We start from the raw sequence: 19,098 nt of genomic DNA, 5'->3' as shown, positions 1-19,098 counted from the left end.
TGACGGTGATCACCCTCACCTATTGTTGGAAGTGACATAATTCGCGACCGATCAGGGCACTTTTTGCGATTTTCACGAGAGAGAAAGCGAGAAAATCGGGCGAATCTGTTGGAGGGTTTTGTCACACCTGTCGGCGGGTGCGTGCGCTCACCGAAAATATGGTGGGCGGTGGCGGGGACAGGATAGGACGGAGCGCCTCTGGATTGAATCGGCTCGCGATCAGCGATGCCGGCGGATACCGGACATGCTTGGAGTTGGCTTCACTCCCCGGTCTCCGCAAACAATATCGGGAGGATTACCGGGATCGCCCGGCGCCCCTGCTCCGTCAGGCTGCAACGAACAGCTTGCGGCATCACGGCCTGCAGTTCTGCGTCGACTGGCGCTTCTTCCATCCATCCGTGCCGGATGAAGCATGCCCATAGCGCGTCGTTCGGGCTGCCCTTCGTGGTCATCATCACGCTATTGTCGCGATCGAGCGCGGTGCCCAGGACTGAACGATCGCCCAGGGATGTTCTGGCGAAGGCTTGGCGAATTTCAGGATCGGCGGCGAGCACCGCCAAGGCTCCATCCCGAATGGTCATCGACTGTCCTCAACGAACTTCATGAGACTGCTTACCCCGCGCGCGGGAAAATCGATTGAGTCGATGCTCGCCGCCCACAAGGCCGGAGCCCCATGCGTTTCCTCGGGGAAACGCGAAATGCCGAAGCCTTCAGCGCCCAAAATCGCCTCATAAGGTCCGTCCACTGCCACGCGATGCCCATCCACGAGCACGCGCGTCACAGGGTCGCCGCCAACGTAAAACGTCGCCATCATGATGATGCCATTAGGGCCGGCATACTCGGCCAGTTTGGGCACCACGAGCAGGGGGTTGGACGGCATGGGATAGGCCGCGACCTGCCCGGCTGGAAGGCCGGCAATCATGTCCAGTTTGTCCCCGATCCTCACCGCGTCGATCATCGGACATTGCCCGCCAGACGAGCCATCCGGTCGAGTCACGCTGGCGCGTTGCTGAAGCGTCTCGGAGCGGCCGCCGAGCATTTCGAGCGTGAAGGCAGTGAAGCCGGGCAACCCACGCGCCTCAAGAAATCGCACGCGCCTCGCGGCATTGGCCAGGAAATCCTCCGGATAGCCGCGGGCCCGTGCCGCCACCACAACATAGCGACTGATATCGTCCAGCGACAACGCCACGCTGTCCAGTGCCTGCTCGGCGCGCTCACGCTGACCCGGCGGTGTAACCCTGCGGCCAAACATCCAACTTACCCCATAGCGTGCACTGCCGTTCGTTATACCGATACGGTTTTAGGCGATTAGTCCGATTTGTGGCCCGAGCTACCGCCCCTGGGAGCGCCAGCGCTTGAGCGTGCGCTCGATGATCTGGTCTTCCTGCCCGACGTCGCGCCAGAGGCTGGAGAAGAGCGGATCCTCCGAGGCGGGCCGCTTCGATTCGTCGAGATCGTCGAACGACACGCGGATCGGGATGGCGACACCCTCGCCGCAGATGATGCATTCGCGGTTGCGGAGTGCCGGGATCGAATCGAGGAAGCCCCGCGCGCCTTCGGGCATCGCCGCGCGGACATAGGCCTGGTCGCGATCGTTGTTGAGGCGCATCGAGATGATCGTGCCGAGCTGCGACAGCACGCCTTCGGCGAGATCCGATGGGCGCTGTGTGATCAGCCCGAGCGATATGCCGTATTTGCGGCCTTCCTTGGCGATCCGGCTGAGAATCCGGCCGACCGACGAACTGTCCGAATTGCGTTCGTTGGGGACGTAGCGATGCGCTTCCTCGCAGACGAGCAGGATCGGGCGCTGCGCCTCGCCGCGCGACCAGATGGCGTAATCGAACACCATCCGGCTGAGCACCGCGACCACCACCGAGGTGATTTCGGACGGCACACCCGACACATCGATGATCGAGATCGGCTTGCCTTCGCCCGGCATGCGGAAAATGCGCTGGATGAAACCGGACATGGTGTCCGCGACGAGCATGCCGGAGAACATGAAGCTGTAGCGCGGATCTGCCTTGATCTCGTCGATCTTGGTCTTGAGCCGCAGATAGGGCGCGGTATCGCCCGCCCGGTCCATCTTGCCCATTTCGAGCTGGATGAGGTTGGTGAGATCGCTGAGCAGATAGGGGATCGGCGCGTCGACCGTCAGCTTGGAGATTTCCTGCCCCAGCCGGCTCTTGGCGCGCGCCATCAACAGGCATTTGGCGAGAATGTCGGCATCGATCTGGCTGTCGGACCCGTCCGAGGTGACGAACACCTCGCAATGCTCCTCGAAGTTCATCAGCCAATAGGGCATCTGCAGATTCGAGACGTCGAAGATCGCGCCATTGTCCTTGAAGGCGGCGCTATATTCGCCGTGCGGATCGACCATGACGATATGGCCCTGCGGCGCGAGCTCGCAGATGCGGTGGAGGATCAGTGCGGCTGAGGTCGATTTGCCCGTACCGGTAGAGCCGAGCAGCGCGAAATGCTTGCCGAGCATGGCATCGACATACAGCGCGGCGCGAATGTCCTTGGTCGGATAGACCGTGCCGATATCGATGCTGGCGCGATCGTCGGCGGCGTAGATCTGCTTGAGATCCCCGGTGGTGACCGGAAAGACGCGGCAACCCGGCGTCGGGTAGCGGGTGACGCCGCGGCGGAACTTGTAGAGCTTGCCGGTGAGTTTCTCCTCATCGCCTTCGCCGAGGAAATCGACCTGCGCCGCGATCTGGTCGTCCGACCCGTCGATGAGCTTCAGCGAGCGGATATTGGCGATCAGCCAGGCGGCGCCGACGCGCACCTTGACCTGAGTGCCGACCTGGCCGGCGCTTGCCGCGACCGGATCGCTGTCACGCGACGCGATATCGATGGCGGCCGAATCGAGAATGATCTGGCTGCTCGATCCGGAAATCTCGGAGACAAAGCCGATGGCGCCCCCAAGAGATCCAGTCGGCGCCGCTACGGCCGGTGCAGCGTGTTCAAAGGCGTGGCTGCCCAACATTTCAGTCATTCGCTCGAGTCTCCGGGGTTAACCACCCGAGCTATGCAGATCACAGGTAAAGATTGCGTTTGGGAAACCTGATCTCGTTCGAACTTCGGAGAAGAGTTGTTCTCGCAAAGGCGCGAAGATGTCGCGGAACGGGCGGCGCCTGCCCTTCCTATTCCAAGCTGGCTCAACGAGTAGCGCCTGCCGGCGCGGGCGCACCTCCGTCCAGGCGCGCTCTTCGCGCCTTTGCGCCTTTGCGAGAACCAATCAATCGTATCGACCCGGCTCGGATCTCACTCTAGAATCGTCGGGCGATCCAGCCGGCTGACCAGCCGAACAGCACTGACAGGGAGACCGCGATCAGGCCGTAAAGGATCGAATGCCGCTCCGCCGAGCGAGCGACGAAGCGTTCGAAGCCGGATTTGCGGATTTCGATGTCGCGCGTCGCCGCCGCGAGGACGCGGCCGTCGCGGATCAGGAAGGTCTCGGCGGTGAAACGGCCGACGGGAACACGTGCCGGGATCGTCAGCCGGGCGCGGTAGAGGACGCCGTCCGTGATCTCGACCGCACCCGGCGCCTCGAAATACAGGCCGGAGCGGCGCTTGAGATCGACCAGGCCGCGCGCGAACCGGTCCTGCTCGGGCGCCGGCGCATTGCTGGCTGGCGATAGCTGGAGGCTGTCGAGGCCGAGTTCGTAAATGGCCTGGGTGCGATCGTCGATCAGCTTGCTGATCGGCCGCGACGAGGCGATCGCATAGAAGCTCGGGGCCGAGCGGTAGCGCAGTCGGGCGGCATTGACCCAGATGCCGGCGACCTTTTCCTTTTCGCGGACCAGGATCGACTGGACCGGGCCCTTCACCACCACGACGATGTCAGTCGGCTTGTCGTCGTCGGGCAGCCGGCCGCCGGGATAGAGAATCGCGCCGAACAGCAGCAGCTCGGCGCCGGTGAAGCTGTAGGCGATCTCGATATCGCGCTGCGAAACATCGGGGACGAGGACAGGTTTTGGGGTCGGGCGCGACTGGGCCATCAGCAGCGGCACCAGAAGGACGAGGGCCAGGGTGCGGCACCGCCCTCCGCTGCCTTTCCAACGATGCTGAGCATCGCCGGAACCTTGGGCGGCTCCGCCCGCTCCCCCACCCCGCCTCCCACAGAATATACTGAATGGGAGGCGGGGTGGGGGAGCGGGCCGGTGCCGCATCTTTGCCGACGCAAAGCGCTTCATGACAGCTCGACCGAGTAGATTTCGTCCGGCCGCCAGCCGAGACCGAGGCCGATGCGGAAGGCCACCAGCAACACGATAACCGCAAGCGCGAGGCGGAGGTATTCAGGCTTCGCCTTGGTCGCGAGACGGGCGCCCACCTGCGCGCCGGCCACCGAGCCGAGCAGCAGCAGCGCGGCGAGGACGATGTCGACTGCCTTGGTGGTCGTCGCATGGACCATCGTCGCCATCGCAGTGACGAACAGGGTCTGGAACAGGGAGGTGCCGACGACGACCTGAGTGGTCATGCCGAGCAGATAGAGCATCGCCGGCACGAGGATGAAGCCGCCGCCGATGCCGAGCAGGATCGTCAATATGCCGGTGAAGAAGCCGAGCAGCAGCGGCGCCAGCGGCGAGATATAGAGGCCCGAGCGGTAGAAGCGCGTCCGCAACGGAAGCGAGGCGACCAGGGGGTGATGGCGCCGCTTGCGCGCGCGAGGCGGTGCGCCGGTGCGGGCGGCATGGATCGTTGTCCAGGATTCGCGCGCCATCAGGCCACCGATCGAGGTGAGCATCACGACATAGACGATCGCGATGACGGTATCGATCTGGCCGCTCATCTGGAGCAGGCGGAAGATCCAGCCACCGGCTATCGATCCCATCAGCCCGCCCGCGACGAGCACGCCGCCCATCTTGGTATCGACCCCGCCGCGCCGGAAATGCGCGAACACGCCTGAGACACTAGCGCCCGTGACCTGGCTTGCCGCCGACGCCGCGGCGACGGTCGGGGGAATGCCATAGACGATCAAAAGCGGCGTCGTCAGGAAGCCGCCGCCGACGCCGAACATCCCCGACAGCAGCCCGACTCCGCCGCCGAGAAGGACGATGACGAGGGCGTTCACCGAGAGGTTGGCGATGGGCAGATAGATGTCCATTGCGCCTGCGGATATCCTGTTCGGGGCGATGCGCAAAGCGATGGTGGCAGAAATCAGTGCTGCCGGGCCCGAAGACGCGCGGGTCCTGACCTCTCGAAGCGCCCTGATGCCGTCATGACGTCCTATCAATCCGCTGGACTTGGCCCAGCATCCGGCCTTAGCCTGTGTTATTCCGGGGGAGGATCCGATGAAGCTCGCTATCCGTCTGGCACTTCTCGGGCTTGCGCTCGCGCCCGTCATCGCCTCCGCCGACAACAGCCCCCAGGTCGTGATGGCGACCCCCGGCATCGGTGCGGGGGGATCGATCCAGACCTTCACCGTCCGGTTCAGCCAGCCGATGGTCGCGCTCGGCGATCCTCGGGCGAAATCGCCCTATGCCGTGACCTGCGCGGTCGATGGCGCGGGCCGCTGGGTCGACCCGCAGACCTTCGTCTATGATTTCGCCAGCCCGCTCCCCGGCGGCACCGCCTGCAGCTTCAAGATGACAGAGGGGCTGAAGAGCATTTCGGGCTATGCCCTGACCGGCCAGGAAGAGTTCAAGGTGGATGCGGGCGGCCCGGTGGCGCGCGCCGTGCTGCCCGGGCAGGACGGCGGCGAGATCGAGGAGGACCAGGTCTTTCTCGTCGCGCCCAATATGGCTGCCACCCCGGCCTCAGTCGCCGCCAATGCCTATTGCGCGGTCGACGGCATCGGCGAGAAGATCCCGGTCGACGTCATGGCCGCCGGCCTGCCGGCGTCGCTGCTCGGCGAAATGGGTACCGACAACTGGAATGTCCGCAGCTTCCTCGACGATGCCGGGCTGCCCACCACGATTCCGGCCAGTGCGGCGGACCGCGAAAAGGCCTTTGCCGGTGTGATCGCGGTGAAATGCCATCGGCCGCTGCCCGCCGGGCGCGACATGGCTCTGGTCTGGGGCGCGAAGATCGCAAGCGCCGGCGGCAAGGAGGCGGGCGCCGACCAGCGCTTCGACTATACCGTCCGCAAGCCCTTTGCTGCGCGCTTCGAGTGCAGCCGCGTGAATGCCGCGGCCGGGTGCAGCCCGGTCGAGAAGGCGACTGTCTCCTTCTCCGCGCCGATCGCGATGAGCGCGGCCCAGGCGATCCGCATCCAGACCGCCGACGGCAAGCAGATTTCGCCGGTGTTCGACAAGGACGACGAGAAAAAGGCGACGATCGAGACTGTCACCTTCAAGGCACCGCTGCCGCCGGCGACTGCGGCAAAGCTGATCCTGCCCGGTGGCATCAAGGACGAAAGCGGGCGGCTGCTCTCGAATGCTGAGCGTTTCCCGCTCGACATACGGTTCGACCAGGCGCCGCCGCTGGTGAAATTCGCTGCCTCATTCGGCATCCTCGAGGCGAAGGAAGGCGGGGTGCTTCCCGTGACCGTGCGCAATGTCGAGGAATCGCTGCAGGGGACCAATCTGGGCATTGGCGGGCAGAGCCTGCGGGTCTCCGGCTCGGACGGCGAGATCGCTGAGTGGCTCCGCACCGTCGACAGTGCTGACGATTATGAAAGCCATGACGTCAAGCAGGGCAAGGAGACCGTGGCCGTCAACGATACCGGATCGAAACCGATCCTTGGCGGCGGTACTGGAACCGCGTTCAAGCTCGGCCTGCCGGGCAAGGGCAAGGAGTTCGAGGTGGTCGGCGTGCCGCTGACCAAGCCCGGATTCTATGTCGTCGAGCTCGCCAGCCCGGTGCTGGGTGAGGCGCTGCTCGGACGCAAGGCGCCGCGCTATGTCGCCTCGGCGGCGCTCGTCACCAACATGAGTGTGCATTTCAAATGGGGTCGCGAGAAATCGCTCGCCTGGGTGACGTCGCTCGACAGCGGCAAGCCGGTCGCCAATGCCGAAATCCACATCACCGACAGTTGCACCGGGAAGCTGCTCGCGCGCGGCGCGACCGACTCGAGCGGCGGCCTGCTGGTGCCGCCCGGCCTGCCCGAACCGACCACCGATAGCGGCTGCGAAAGCGAAAGCGCGCACCCGCTGATGGTCTCAGCCCGGGCCGGCGACGATTTCAGCTTCACGCTGACGGCATGGGGCGAGGGCATCCGGCCTTATGATTTCGACTTGCCTTATGGTTACGAAGCCAAGGGCGATATTCTCCACACCGTGTTCGACCGCGCGCTCGTCCGCCAGGGCGAGACGATCCATATGAAGCATATCCTGCGCAGCTCGATCGGCGCGGGCTTCGGCATGGCGCCGGCGATGACGGGCACGCTGCGCCTGTCGCATCGCGGTTCCGAGACCCAGTTCGACATGCCGCTTGCGATCGACGCCAACGGGATCGGCGAATCGACCTGGACCGCGCCCAAGGGCGCGCCGATGGGCGATTACGACCTGAACGTGATCGTCGGCGACAAGACGATCTATACCGGACAGAGCTTCAAGGTTGACGAATACAAGCTGCCGACGATGCGCGCGACCGTGACCGGGCCGAAAGAGGCAGCGGTGCGGCCCAAGACGCTGCCGCTCGACCTGTTCGTCGGCTATTTGTCAGGCGGTGGCGCCTCGAACCTGCCGGTCGATCTGCGCGTCGGCTATTTCGGGCGGAGTTCGACCCCCGATGGCTATGAGGGCTACACCTTTGGCGGCAATGCGGTCACCGAGGGCACCAGGGCGCTGAATGGCGAGGGCGAGGAGGAGCAGACCCCGCTCCCGCCGACCCAGACCCTGCCCGCGACTCTGGGCGGCGACGGCACCGCCAAGAGCGTGATCGAAGTGCCGCAGTCGCTGGACAGCGCGACCGACATGCTGGTCGAGATGGATTATCAGGACGCGAACGGCCAGGTGCTGACCGCCTCGAGGACGATCCCGATCTTCCCGTCGGCGGTTCAGCTCGGCATCAAGACCGATGGCTGGCTGATGAAGCAGGACGATCTGCGCCTGCGCTTCGTCGCGCTCGACACCCAGGGCAAGCCGATCGCCAACCAGAAGGTGACGGTCGCGCTCTACAGCCGCAAGATATTGACGGCACGGCGGCGGCTGATCGGCGGCTTCTACGCCTATGACAACCAGATGAAGACTGAGAAGCTCGCCCAGACCTGCACCGCGACCACGGACGCGCAGGGTATGGCGCAGTGCAAGGTCGATCCCGGCATTTCGGGCGAGGTCTATGCCGTCGCGACGACTACCGATGCCAATGGCAATGTCGCGCGGGCGACCACTTCGGTGTGGCTCGCGGGTGACGAGGATTGGTGGTTCGGCGGCGACAATGGTGACCGCATGGACGTCGTCGCCGAAAAGACCAGCTACACGGCCGGCGAGACCGCGCGCTTCCAGGTGCGGATGCCGTTCCGCGAGGCGACCGCGCTCGTCACGGTCGAGCGCGAGGGCGTGCTCGCCTCTTATGTGACTGAGCTTTCGGGCAGCGATCCGGTCGTCGAGGTGCAGATGCCAGGGAGCTATGCGCCCGACATCTTCGTCTCGGTGATGGTGGTGCGCGGCCGGGTCGAGGGTGGTTTCTGGAGCTGGATGCACGGCATCGCCCAGAGCCTGGGGCTTGCCAGCGGTCCGCCGCAATCGACTGAGCCCACCGCTTTGGTCGACCTCGCCAAGCCGGCATACCGCCTCGGCATCGCCAAGGTGAAGGTCGGATGGGAGGCGCACAAACTCCAGGTCGCGGTGAAGGCTGACCACGAGCGATATGCGGCGCGCGATACGGCCCAGGTCGATATCCAGGTGAAGGGCCCTGACGGCAAGCCGGCGGCGAGCGCTGATGTGGCCTTTGCCGCAGTCGACCAGGCCTTGCTCCAGCTGGCGCCCAATGAGAGCTGGGACGTGCTGACCGCGATGATGGGCGAGAGATCGCTCTCGGTGCTCACCTCGACCGGGCAGATGCAGGTCGTCGGCAAGCGCCATTATGGCCGCAAGGCGGTGGAGGCCGGCGGCGGTGGCGGCAGCGACATGTCGGGGCTGAACCGCGAGAATTTCCAGCCGGTGCTGCTGTGGAAGGGCAAGGTCGCGCTCGATGCCGAGGGCCGGGCGCGGGTTCCGGTGCCGCTGAGCGACGCGCTGTCGTCGTTCAAGCTGGTCGCGATCGCGACCGACGGATCGCAATTGTTCGGCACCGGCATGGCGAATGTGCGGACAGCGCAGGATCTCTCGATCTATGCCGGCCTGCCGCCCCTGGTGCGCAGCGGCGATTTCTATGCGGCCGCCTTCACCCTCCGCAACGGATCAAGCCAGCCGATGAAGGTGACCGCGACCGTCGATGTGACGCCGCGGATCGCGCAGGGGCATCCGCTGACCGTGACCATCCCGGCGGGCGGCGCGGTGCCGGTTGCCTGGAACCTGACGGCGCCGGGCAATGTCGCCAATCTGCGCTGGCATGTCAGCGCCAAGGCGGAAGGCGGCAAGGCGGTCGACCAGCTGACCGTCAATCAGGATGTGATCCCCGCGGTGCCGGTCGAGGTCTGGGCGGCGACGCTCACCCGGGTCGGCACCGACACCGCGATCCCGGTCGCGCCGCCGATGGGGGCGCTGGCGGGACGTGGTACTGTCGATATCCGGCTCGAGGACACGCTGGCGCCGCCGCTGCAGGGTGTGCGCGATTTCATGAGCGCGTACCCTTATGATTGTTTCGAGCAGCGCCTGTCGCGGGCAGTCGCGCTCGGCGACACGGCAGCCTGGTCCCGGCTGGCGGGGGATATCCCCACCTATCAGGCGCCGGACGGGCTGTTGCGCTTCTGGCCGTCGGACTCGCTCGAGGGATCGGAGATCCTCACCGCCTATGTCCTTTCGCTCACCTCCGATGCGGGGCTGCCGATTCCGGAAGGGCCGCGGACGCGGATGATCGAGGGGCTGAAGGCAGTGCTCGACGGGCGGCTGCGGCATGAGACCTACGGCGATGTCCGCCTCGAAAAGGTCGCCGCCTTCACCGCGCTGGCGCGGGCGGGCGCGGCGACCCCGGCGATGCTTGGGCAGATCAGCATCACGCCGAAGGAAATGCCGACCGCGAGCGTGGCGGATTATCTCGTGGCACTCGACCATGTGCCCGGACTCGCCAACAGCCTTGCGCTCAAGGCCAATGCCGAAGCGGTGATCCGCTCACGCATCGCCTATGAGGGGACGCGGCTCGACCTGACTGATGCGTCGAGCTCGGCCTGGTGGCTGATGTCCTCCAGCGACGAGGCCTCGATCAAGGCGCTGGTCGCGACGCTCGGCCGGCCCGGCTGGCAGGACGACGCGCCAAAAATGATGGTCGGCGTGGCGCTCCGCCAGGTGCGCGGGCATTGGGACACGACCACCGCCAATGCGTGGGGCACCATCGCGGTGCGCCAATTCGCGGCGCTCTATCCGGCGAGCGCCATCACCGGTGCTACCACCATGGTGCTGGGCGGGCAGACGATCTCGAAGAACTGGCCGCTCGCAGTCGATCTGCGCCATGCGAGCTTCCCGCTGCCGGCGGCGCAGATGCCGCTTCGCCTGTCGCACTCAGGCCCGGCGGGACCATGGGCGAGTGTCTCGGTCTCGGCCGCGGTGCCGCTGACCAAGCCGTTGTACGCGGGCTATCGCATGGCCCGTAAAGTGGACGTGGTGCAGGCGCGTACGCCGGGCGTGCTGACGCGCGGCGATGTCGCGAAGGTGACGATCACCGTCGAATCGACCGCTGAGCGCAACTGGGTGGTGATCGACGATCCGATCCCGGCGGGCGGCACGATCATCGGCGATCAGGGTGGCCAGTCGAAGATTCTCGCTGACCAGGGCAGTGGAGGCGGCGGCTTCGATTTCGTTGCGGTCGGCAGTGACGGCAAGCTCTGGAATGTCGAGGTCGGCGCCCAGCTTGCTTATGTCGAGCGGAGCAATGCTTCGTGGCGCGCGTTCTTCTCCTGGCTGCCGCGTGGCAAGCTGACCGTCAGCTATCTGGTGCGCCTGAATGGGTCGGGTCGGTTCAACCTGCCGCCATCGCGGGTCGAGGCGATGTATTCGCCCGAGATCCGCGCCCAGCTGCCCAATGCGCCGATGACGGTGGCGCAGCGGTGAGATCGTGCGCGCATCTCTAGCGAAGGTGCGGGCCTGGCTCGAAATGCGGTTCCCAGGCGGAGTTCGGGGTGTAACCGAACGGACTTACGCACTGGAGCTGCGTACGCGAGCGTCTGTCGTCACATTCTGGCGAAAGCTGTGGACCAGAAGCGGGATGACGATCGCCAGCCTGACGCTGGTCATCGTGGCTTATGCCGCTATCGACTATGCCACCTTGCCCCCGCCGCTGCCGGGCTTCGCCCATGTCCGCGCCGCCTGGCGCCCGTCCGAGGCGTGGCTTTATGATCGAAATGGCCAGCTGATCGACAGCGCGAGGGTCGATTTTGCCGCGCGACGGCTCGCCTGGACGCCGCTCGACCATGTATCCGCCATCACGCGCGAGACGCTTGTCTCGGTGGAGGACCGCCGCTTCTTCAGCCATGGGGGGGTGGACTGGCTGGCGCTGCTCGGCGTCGCGCGCAACCGGGTTCAGGGGGAACGGGCGCGCGGGGCAAGTACGCTCTCGATGCAGGTGGCCGGATTCCTCGGGCCCGATCTGGCGGCGCCGGGCTCACGGCACATCTGGGACAAGCTCCGCCAGATGCGGGCCGCCTGGGCGCTCGAAAGCGGGTGGAGCAAGGACGAGATCCTCGAGGCCTATCTGAACCTGGCCGGCTTTCGCGGCGAGGCACAGGGAATCGGCGCCGCGGCACTCGGTCTGTTCGGCAAGACACCCGATGCGCTCGCGCATGATGATGCATTGCTGCTCGCGGCCTTGCTGCCCGAGCCTCAGGCCTCGGCGGATGTAGTCGCGCGACGCGCCTGCGCCATGTCCCGCGAACCCGATTGCACGCGTTTCGCAGGCGAAGCGGCCTCAATGCTCGGTCCTGCGCGCAGCCTCGCGCTCGACCCGGGACTTGCGCCGCATCTTGCCGACCGGCTGCTCACCAAGGCGGGAATGAAAATCACCACCACGCTCGACGTCCGCATTCAGCGGCTGGCGATCCTGGCGCTGAAGCGCCAGCTCCAGGGGCTGGGCGGCGCCCGGGCGCGCGACGGCGCGGTAGTGGTGATCGACAATGCGAGCGGCGATGTGCTCGCTTATGTCGGCGGCATCGGCGGTGCCTCGACGGCGCCGGCGGTCGATGGCGCGAACAGCTATCGCCAGGCGGGATCGACGCTCAAGCCGTTCCTCTACGCCCAGGCGATCGAGAAGGGCTATCTGACGCCAGCCTCGATCCTCGACGATTCGCCGGTACAGCTCGACACCGCTTCGGGCCTTTATGTGCCGCAGAATTACGATCGTGGCTTCAAGGGCCAGGTCTCGGCGCGGAGCGCGCTGGCCGGATCGCTCAATGTGCCGGCGGTACGCACCCTGTTGCTGGTCGGGGTCGATCCTTTTCGCGACCGGCTATGGGACACCGGCTATCGCGGGATGACCGAGGACGGGCAATATTACGGCTTCTCGCTAGCACTGGGCTCGGCCGAGGTCACTTTGCTCGAACAGGGCGACGCCTATCGCAGCCTGGCCAATGCCGGGCGCTGGTCGCCGCTTCGCCTCACTCTCGACGCGCCACACGAAGCACCGCGCAAGGTGACGTCACCTCAGGCAGCCTGGCTGGTCGCCGACATGATGGCTGACGCCAATGCCCGTGCAGCGACCTTTGGGCTCGATTCGGCGCTCCGGCTGCCTTTCTGGGCGGCGGTGAAGACCGGCACGTCGAAAGCGATGCGCGACAATTGGTGCATCGGCTTTACCGATCGCTACACAGTCGCGGTCTGGGTCGGGAATCTCGAGGGCGATCCGATGCGTGCCGTCTCGGGCACCAGCGGGGCGGCGCCGGTGTGGCGCGATCTGATGCTTGCGTTGAACGACGGCCACACGGTGACGCCACCGCCCCGCCCGCCCGGAATCGAACAGCGCGCGATCAGCTTCGCGAACAATATCGAACAGCCGCGCCTCGAATATTTTCTCGCCGGGACCGCGCAAAGCCGAATCGCCGCAGCGCCCGAAGCAGCGCGCCGCCCGCGCATCACCAATCCGGTGAGCGGCACCGTCTATGCGATCGACCCCGATATTCCGCCCGACCGCCAGCGCGTGGCTGTGCTCATATCGGGCGAAGTGACAGCGCATCATCTGCTGCTCGACCAGCGCGATCTGGGGCCTGCGGATTCGCAGCCGCAGATCCTCGCCGCACCAGGGCAGCACCGGTTGCGGCTGATCGATGTGGCGGGTCATGTGGTGGATCAGGTGTTTTTCACCATCCGCTGAAGAACTGCGAGATCATGGCAACATGCGGGGGCTTCGTGCGTTTACGCTATGGCCCTTTCCCTTTCGGGGCCGTGCCGTCTGCACGTAACGGCACCGGCCGCGCCTGCGAATATCCGCGGCGCGGCCGAACCCGGGCGGCGAACCGCCCGGGCCGCGACGAACTCTTTCCTCTATTACCAGTAGAAGTTGCGGATCACGTCGATGACGATGCCGCGGCGGACATCGACCAGCAGCAGATCATTATAGTGCCTGACCCAGCGCTGATTATAAGCGGCTGGCGGCAGGTGATAACGCCACGGATCGGCAAGGTAATAGCGCGGTCCGTAATAGACCGGCGAGATCCGCAAGCCTGCGCGGAACGGCGTGTAGCGGAACGGTGCGCGCCACTCGCCGCGCGCGAAGACGGCACGATTCCGGCTGCGCCAGTCGCTCCAGTCATTGCGGCTCCAGCGGCGATTGCGATCGTTCAGATCCTCGCGGTATTCCTGGCGGGCCTCACGGACGTCGCGGCGTTCCTCGCGTATATCGTTACGATCGCCGGTGCGCCGGGCCTGATCGAGCTCGCGCTGCTGCCGGTGAATATCGTGGCGGTCGCGGCGGAGCTCGCCCTGGGACTGCGCACTGGCAGCAGCGGGAAGCGCGACGGCGGCCATCAGCGCGGTGATGATCAATTTACGCATGATCTTGTCTCCTTTTTCGTCCGGCGCCCCATCGGCTGGTGACGCCATGCGCACCTTTTGGACGAGACGCGCTGAACGGGCCGCGAACCGGCCTGTCAGGAGATAGAAAGGATCAAGAAGCCCCAGAGCCGGTTCGGATCAGGGCGTATCGCGCCCGCCCTGATCGCCGCCGGTGCCGCCACCGGCCGCGTTGACCGTGCCGATATTGCCGAACAATTCGTCGAACAGGCTGCGCTTGCGGCCCAATGTCGGCGTCACACGGCCATAGGGGCTGATCGATGCGACCTCCTCCTTGCCGGTGCGGCGTACGCCGGTGACCACGCCCCTGCCGTCGAAGGTGACGATCAGCGTCGTCTGGTTGATCACCTTGGGATTGTTGTACGCGAAGTTGCGCGTGTCGCGCGCGACATAATACCAGTCGCCCTGATTGAATTCGCTGGTGAAGCTCGGCTTGCCAAGCACCTGCAGGACCGACTGGCGGGTATCGACGCCGGGCTGGACCGAGTTGATCAGATCGACATCGAGCACATAGCCCTGATGGCCCTTCAACGGCGAACAGGCACCAGTAGCGATCGTCGCGAGGCCCAGGGCGGCGCCCATCAACATGCGGGCGGAAATCACACTCATCAAACTCTCCAGGCACGCGAGATGCGCAGGCCGGCGCATTGCATCGCGCGGCGCCAGCCTCAATATGCCGATGAACGCGGCCAAACAAGGGCACGCGCGGGAGACATTACAGGTGCAATGGTTCGCAAAGCTTTTCGGAAGCCGGGATGAGGCGGAACTGCCGCTCTACACCGCGATCGTCGCGCGGGCGCGGGCGCCGCACTGGTATGAAGCGGGCGCGGTGCCGGACAGCATCGACGGCCGTTTCGATATGGTCGCGGCCATCCTCGCTTTCGTGCTGCTGCGATTCGAGGGCGATTCGGCCGCGGCAGCGCCAAGCGCCAGCCTCACCGAGCGCTTCGTCGAGGATATGGATGGGCAATTGCGCGAGATCGGCATCGGCGACGTGGTCGTCGGCAAGCATATCGGCAGGATGATGAGCATGCTCGGCGGTAGGCTTGGCGCCTATCGCGACGGGCTGGCGAGTGGCGACCTTGATGGCGCCTTGATCCGCAACCTGTATCGCGGCGTGGCGCCGGGTGCCGGGGCGCTTGGCCATGCGCGCGAATCGCTGCTGGCGTTCCGCGATGCGCTGGCGGCGGCGCCTACCGCCAGCTTGATCGCAGGCGAACTACCATGACCGCACCCGAATTCTCCCGGCTCGAACGAATCGACACGATCGGCGAGGGCGAGCGCGAAATCGCCGTCACCGCGACCGAAAGCGAGCGTGCGGCGCTTGCCGAGCGCTTCGGGCTGAAGGCGGTCGACCGGCTCGAAGGCATTTTCCGGGTGCGGCGCGACGCCGCTGGAGTCGTTGCGCGCGGAACTGTCAGCGCAGCGGTGGTGCAATCCTGTGTCGTGACCGACGAGGCCCTGCCGGTGACAGTCGATGAGCCGGTGGCCCTGCGCTTTGTGGCTGGGGATCAATCAGAGGCCGATGAAATCGAGCTCGATGAGGATGCGCTCGACACAATGGGCTTTGATGGCGCCGCGATCGATTTGGGTGAAGCGGCGGCGGAGACGATGGCGCTCGCGCTCGATCCCTTCCCGCGCGGACCGAATGCGGCAGCCGCGTTGCGCGAAGCCGGAGTGATCAGCGAGGAGGAAGCCAAGCCGCTCGGGGCGCTGGCGGGACTCAAGGCTCAAATGGAAAAGCGTCAGTCCTGATCGGGGCCAAGTGAGGGATCCAGGTCGCGCGGCCGGACGAACAGCGCGAGCGTCGCGCTGCCCGCCGCCACATCGTGCCAATCGGCGACGTCAAAGCGCAGTTGGGCAGTGCTCGCGGTCGGGAATTTGGCCTCGACATCGTCGCGCAGCGGCTGTTCGTCCGAATCGGGGACCAGCATCAGCACCAGATCCTCAAGCCCGGGATTGTGCCCGACCATCAGCACATGATCGGCGCCCGCCGGCAATTCATGCACGATGTCGAGCAGGGTTGTTGCCGAGGCAAGATAGATGCGACGATCCAGGGCCGGTGCGAGCGCGTCGCCATAGCCGGATGCGACCTGCTCGATCGTCTCGACCACCCGGACCGCGGGCGAGGCAATAGCATGATCGAACACGAGCCCCAGAGTCCGCCAGTTGCGACCGACGAGCTGGGCGGCGCGCTTGCCCTTGCCGTTCAGCGGCCGATCGAAATCGCGCAGCACCGGATCGTCCCAGCCCGATTTGGCATGGCGCAGGAGCGTCAGCGTCTTCATCCCGGCAAACGTCTCCGTCAGGCTTCCTCGCGCGCCTCATGCCCGACATGGGAGAAGGAAGGAAGACGGCCCGCGCGGATTACCGCCTCATCGAGCGTTACGCGGCGCACGGCCACCCCGGGCGGAAAGGCAGTTAGGAGACGTGACGGCATGGCGGCAGAGAGCAGGATGAAGACGCCGTGATCGTCAGCGCGGCGGATCAGCCGCCCGAATGCCTGGGCGAGCCTGGCGCGGACGATGCGATCGTCATAGGCTGAGCCGCCACCGGCGAACCGTCGCGCAGCGTGGAGCACGGTCGGCTTGGGCCAGGGCACGCCCTCCATCGCCACCAGCCGGAGCGAGCGGCCCGGCACGTCGACCCCATCCCTGAGCGCATCGGTCCCCAGCAGTGACGCCGAGGCGTCATCGCGGAAGATATCGACCAGCGTGCCGGTATCGATCGGATCGACATGTTGAGCGTAGAGCGGCAGCCCCTCGCGGGCGAGCCGGTCGGCGATCCGGGCATGAACGCCGCGCAAGCGCCGGATCGCGGTGAACAGGCCAAGCATGCCGCCGCCCGACGCGACGCCGAGGCGAGCATAGGCATTGGCGAGCGCCCCCATATCGCCGCGCTTCACGTCAGTGACGATCAGCACCTCCGCCTGGGAAGCATAGTCGAACGGGCTCGGCGCTTCGAACCGGCTGGCGCCACGTACGAGGTGCTGAGCGCCGGTGCGCGCCTCCGCTACCTCCCATTCGCCGCCACCCCGGAGCGTCGCTGACGTCACAAGCGCGCCATGTGCTTGTTTGAGCACGGTTTCGGCAAAGGGTTTCGAAGGATCGAGCCAGTGGCGGTGCAGCCCGATATCATATTCGCGACCCTCGACCCGGTCGACCGCAAGCCAGTCGACGAAATCCGGGGTTGCCGGGCCCCCGATCCGCGAGAGCAGCGAAAGCCAGGCGGCGACCGTCTCGGCGCGCCAGCCGATCGACGCGATTGCACCCTCGATTCGTGCGCGAGCGGGTCCATCCATCCAGTCCGGCGCTTCGGCGAGCACCGCCTCGAGTCGACGCCCCAGCGTGACGAGCGGCCGGACGAGCGCATCGAGTGCCTGAGCTGCGGGTGCCGCCGCCTCGATCAGCGCTGCGTCGGGCTCGGCAAGCTCGGTTTCGAGGCCATAGCCCGCATCGCCCGCCGCATCAGCGCGGGCATAGGCAAGCCCGCGCACCGCGGCGAGCAGGGTCTCGATCGGCCCGAATGGTGCGCCTTCGCTCAGCCGCTGGAGCCAGCCATCGCTTGCGAGCGCCCCCGCCGCCTTGATCGCCTCGGTAATGGCGATACCGCCGCCTTCGTCATAGCTGGCGACGTCCGAGAGGCGCGCCGCGAGGCCGCGCCGCCGGCCGCGTCCGCCCGATTCGGGGCCGATGATCCAGCGGCGCAGTTCGATCGTCTCGCCGCCGGTGAGCGCGGTCGAGAACATCGAATCGGCTGCGTCGAAGATGTGATGGCCCTCGTCAAACACATAACGCGTCGGCCGCGTCGCCATTTCCCGGCCCCGCGCTGCGTTGACCATCACCAGCGCGTGATTGGCGATGACGATATCCGCCTCGGCCGAGGCACGCGCCGCGCGTTCGATGAAGCATTTGCGGTAGTGCGGGCAGCCCGCATAGACGCACTCGCCGCGCCGATCGGTCAGCGCGGTCGATCCGTTGCGGCGGAACAGGGTGGGCAGCCAGCCTGGCAGATCACCGCCGACCATGTCGCCGTCAGCACTATAGGCGGCCCAGCGCGCGACCAGCTGGGCGAGGATCGCGGCGCGGCCGGCGAACCCGCCCTGCAACGCATCCTCGAGATTGAGCAGGCAGAGATAATTCTCACGCCCCTTGCGCGTGACGACCTTGGCCTTTCGCACCTCGGCATCGGGGAAGAGCCGCGCGCTTTCATGCCCCAATTGGCGCTGCAGCGCCTTGGTGAAGGTCGACACCCACACTGCGCCGCCCGCTTTCTCGGCCCAGAGCGAGGCCGGCGCGAGATAGCCAAGTGTCTTGCCGATTCCCGTCCCCGCTTCGGCCAGCAGCATATTGGGCGCGTCGCGCACCATGCGCGGCGCGAAGACCTCCATCGCCGCCTGAGCAAAGGCGCGCTGCCCGGGGCGCTGCTCGGCAGCGCTGCCAGTGAGGTGGGCAAGCCGATCCTGCGTCTCCTGTGGATCGAGTGCGATCGTGCGCGGTGCCGGGCGCGGGGCAACCTCCGACCATTCAGGGAGCTTTGTGAACAGCCAGCGTTCCGCCGTCGCTGGTTTGGCGATTCGGTCAGCAAGCGGCATGGCCCAGGGCCAGCGCAGCCGGAACAGGGATTGGGCCGAAGTCCAGGCACCCTCGCGCTCCGGCCAGTCGGTTTTGGGCATTTCGAGCAGCGTTTCGGCCGCTCGCAGCAGGAAGGCAGCCACCTCCTCATCGCGCGCCGGCGCCTCGACCCCGGTGACCCGAGCAAGACCGCGCGGTGTCGGCACCATGAAGCGGGCCGGACACAGGAAAGCGAAGAGCTCGAGCAGGTCGAGCCCTGAGAGATCGGCATACCCCAGCCGCTGCCCGATCAGCGGCGCGTTGAGCAGGATCACCGGCGTGTCGGCCGCGATCTTGATCGCCTCGCCACGCCCGATCGGCCGCGTGCCTTCCGCATCTGCGATCCAGATGCCGCTATGGCTTGCGTGAAGCGCGGGATAGGGCAGCGGCATCGCCATCGCCCCAAGCGATGCCACGAGCAGAACGAAAAGAAAACACCG

At 66.1% G+C, this 19,098-nt stretch carries 13 protein-coding genes; 4 read left to right on the top strand and 9 right to left on the bottom strand.

Translation table 11 applies throughout. The features are described 5' to 3' along the window. Positions 1-260: 260 nt before the first annotated feature. The 5 genes from AC1DVS_RS02960 to AC1DVS_RS02940 all read right to left on the bottom strand — a co-directional run bounded on the left by AC1DVS_RS02960 (position 261) and on the right by AC1DVS_RS02940 (position 5,110). Positions 261-581 carry a hypothetical protein gene (locus tag AC1DVS_RS02960; protein WP_478020114.1) on the bottom strand — a complete coding sequence of 107 codons (321 nt, stop codon included), beginning with the start codon at positions 579-581 and terminating at the stop codon, positions 261-263. Next, complete coding sequence (locus AC1DVS_RS02955; RefSeq protein ID WP_478020112.1) at positions 578-1,252, bottom strand: hypothetical protein; 675 nt, start codon at positions 1,250-1,252, stop codon at positions 578-580. The genes AC1DVS_RS02960 and AC1DVS_RS02955 overlap by 4 nt, the downstream gene beginning before the upstream one ends. Positions 1,253-1,330: 78 nt before the next feature. Then, positions 1,331-2,998 (bottom strand): ATP-binding protein, encoded by a 1,668-nt coding sequence (locus tag AC1DVS_RS02950; RefSeq protein ID WP_478020111.1) that lies wholly within the window; start codon positions 2,996-2,998, stop codon positions 1,331-1,333. 274 nt (positions 2,999-3,272) lie between these two features. Continuing rightward, a complete protein-coding gene (locus tag AC1DVS_RS02945) occupies positions 3,273-4,004 on the bottom strand; it encodes a TIGR02186 family protein (protein ID WP_478021230.1) in 732 nt (243 codons plus the stop codon). 191 nt (positions 4,005-4,195) lie between these two features. Further along, positions 4,196-5,110 (bottom strand): sulfite exporter TauE/SafE family protein, encoded by a 915-nt coding sequence (locus AC1DVS_RS02940; RefSeq protein ID WP_478020110.1) that lies wholly within the window; start codon positions 5,108-5,110, stop codon positions 4,196-4,198. Positions 5,111-5,297: 187 nt separating this feature from the next. Here AC1DVS_RS02940 and AC1DVS_RS02935 point away from each other — a divergent pair, with 187 nt between their 5' ends. Next, on the top strand, positions 5,298-11,096 hold the full coding sequence (locus tag AC1DVS_RS02935; protein ID WP_478020109.1) for an alpha-2-macroglobulin family protein: 5,799 nt from the start codon (positions 5,298-5,300) through the stop codon (positions 11,094-11,096). A 154-nt stretch (positions 11,097-11,250) separates the two neighbouring features. After that, positions 11,251-13,347, top strand: coding sequence for a penicillin-binding protein 1C (gene pbpC / locus AC1DVS_RS02930; RefSeq protein WP_478020107.1), 2,097 nt, complete (start codon positions 11,251-11,253; stop codon positions 13,345-13,347). Positions 13,348-13,520: 173 nt separating this feature from the next. On the opposite strand, the gene AC1DVS_RS02925 is transcribed toward pbpC, so the two are convergent. Beyond that, positions 13,521-14,027 carry an RcnB family protein gene (locus AC1DVS_RS02925; RefSeq protein ID WP_478020105.1) on the bottom strand — a complete coding sequence of 169 codons (507 nt, stop codon included), beginning with the start codon at positions 14,025-14,027 and terminating at the stop codon, positions 13,521-13,523. Between the two features lie 138 nt (positions 14,028-14,165). Next, complete coding sequence (locus tag AC1DVS_RS02920) at positions 14,166-14,654, bottom strand: outer membrane protein assembly factor BamE (protein WP_478020103.1); 489 nt, start codon at positions 14,652-14,654, stop codon at positions 14,166-14,168. A 70-nt stretch (positions 14,655-14,724) separates the two neighbouring features. Here AC1DVS_RS02920 and AC1DVS_RS02915 point away from each other — a divergent pair, with 70 nt between their 5' ends. Beyond that, positions 14,725-15,273, top strand: a complete 549-nt coding sequence (locus AC1DVS_RS02915) for a ubiquinol-cytochrome C chaperone family protein (RefSeq protein WP_478020102.1) — start codon at positions 14,725-14,727, stop codon at positions 15,271-15,273. After that, a complete protein-coding gene (locus AC1DVS_RS02910) occupies positions 15,270-15,800 on the top strand; it encodes a YceD family protein (RefSeq protein ID WP_478020101.1) in 531 nt (176 codons plus the stop codon). Before AC1DVS_RS02915 ends, AC1DVS_RS02910 begins: the two co-directional genes overlap by 4 nt. On the opposite strand, the gene AC1DVS_RS02905 is transcribed toward AC1DVS_RS02910, so the two are convergent. Beyond that, positions 15,791-16,333: a SixA phosphatase family protein gene (locus AC1DVS_RS02905; RefSeq protein WP_478020099.1), complete on the bottom strand. Its 543-nt coding sequence runs from the start codon at positions 16,331-16,333 to the stop codon at positions 15,791-15,793. The two genes, AC1DVS_RS02910 and AC1DVS_RS02905, sit on opposite strands and share 10 nt — an antisense overlap. Positions 16,334-16,350: 17 nt before the next feature. Further along, positions 16,351-19,056: an ATP-dependent DNA helicase gene (locus AC1DVS_RS02900; protein WP_478020097.1), complete on the bottom strand. Its 2,706-nt coding sequence runs from the start codon at positions 19,054-19,056 to the stop codon at positions 16,351-16,353. Positions 19,057-19,098 lie beyond the last annotated feature (42 nt).

Source organism: Sphingomonas sp. P3_C5 (assembly GCF_056402635.1).
Note: the sequence above shows the minus strand (reverse complement) of the source record. Positions and strands in the feature narration are given on the sequence as shown.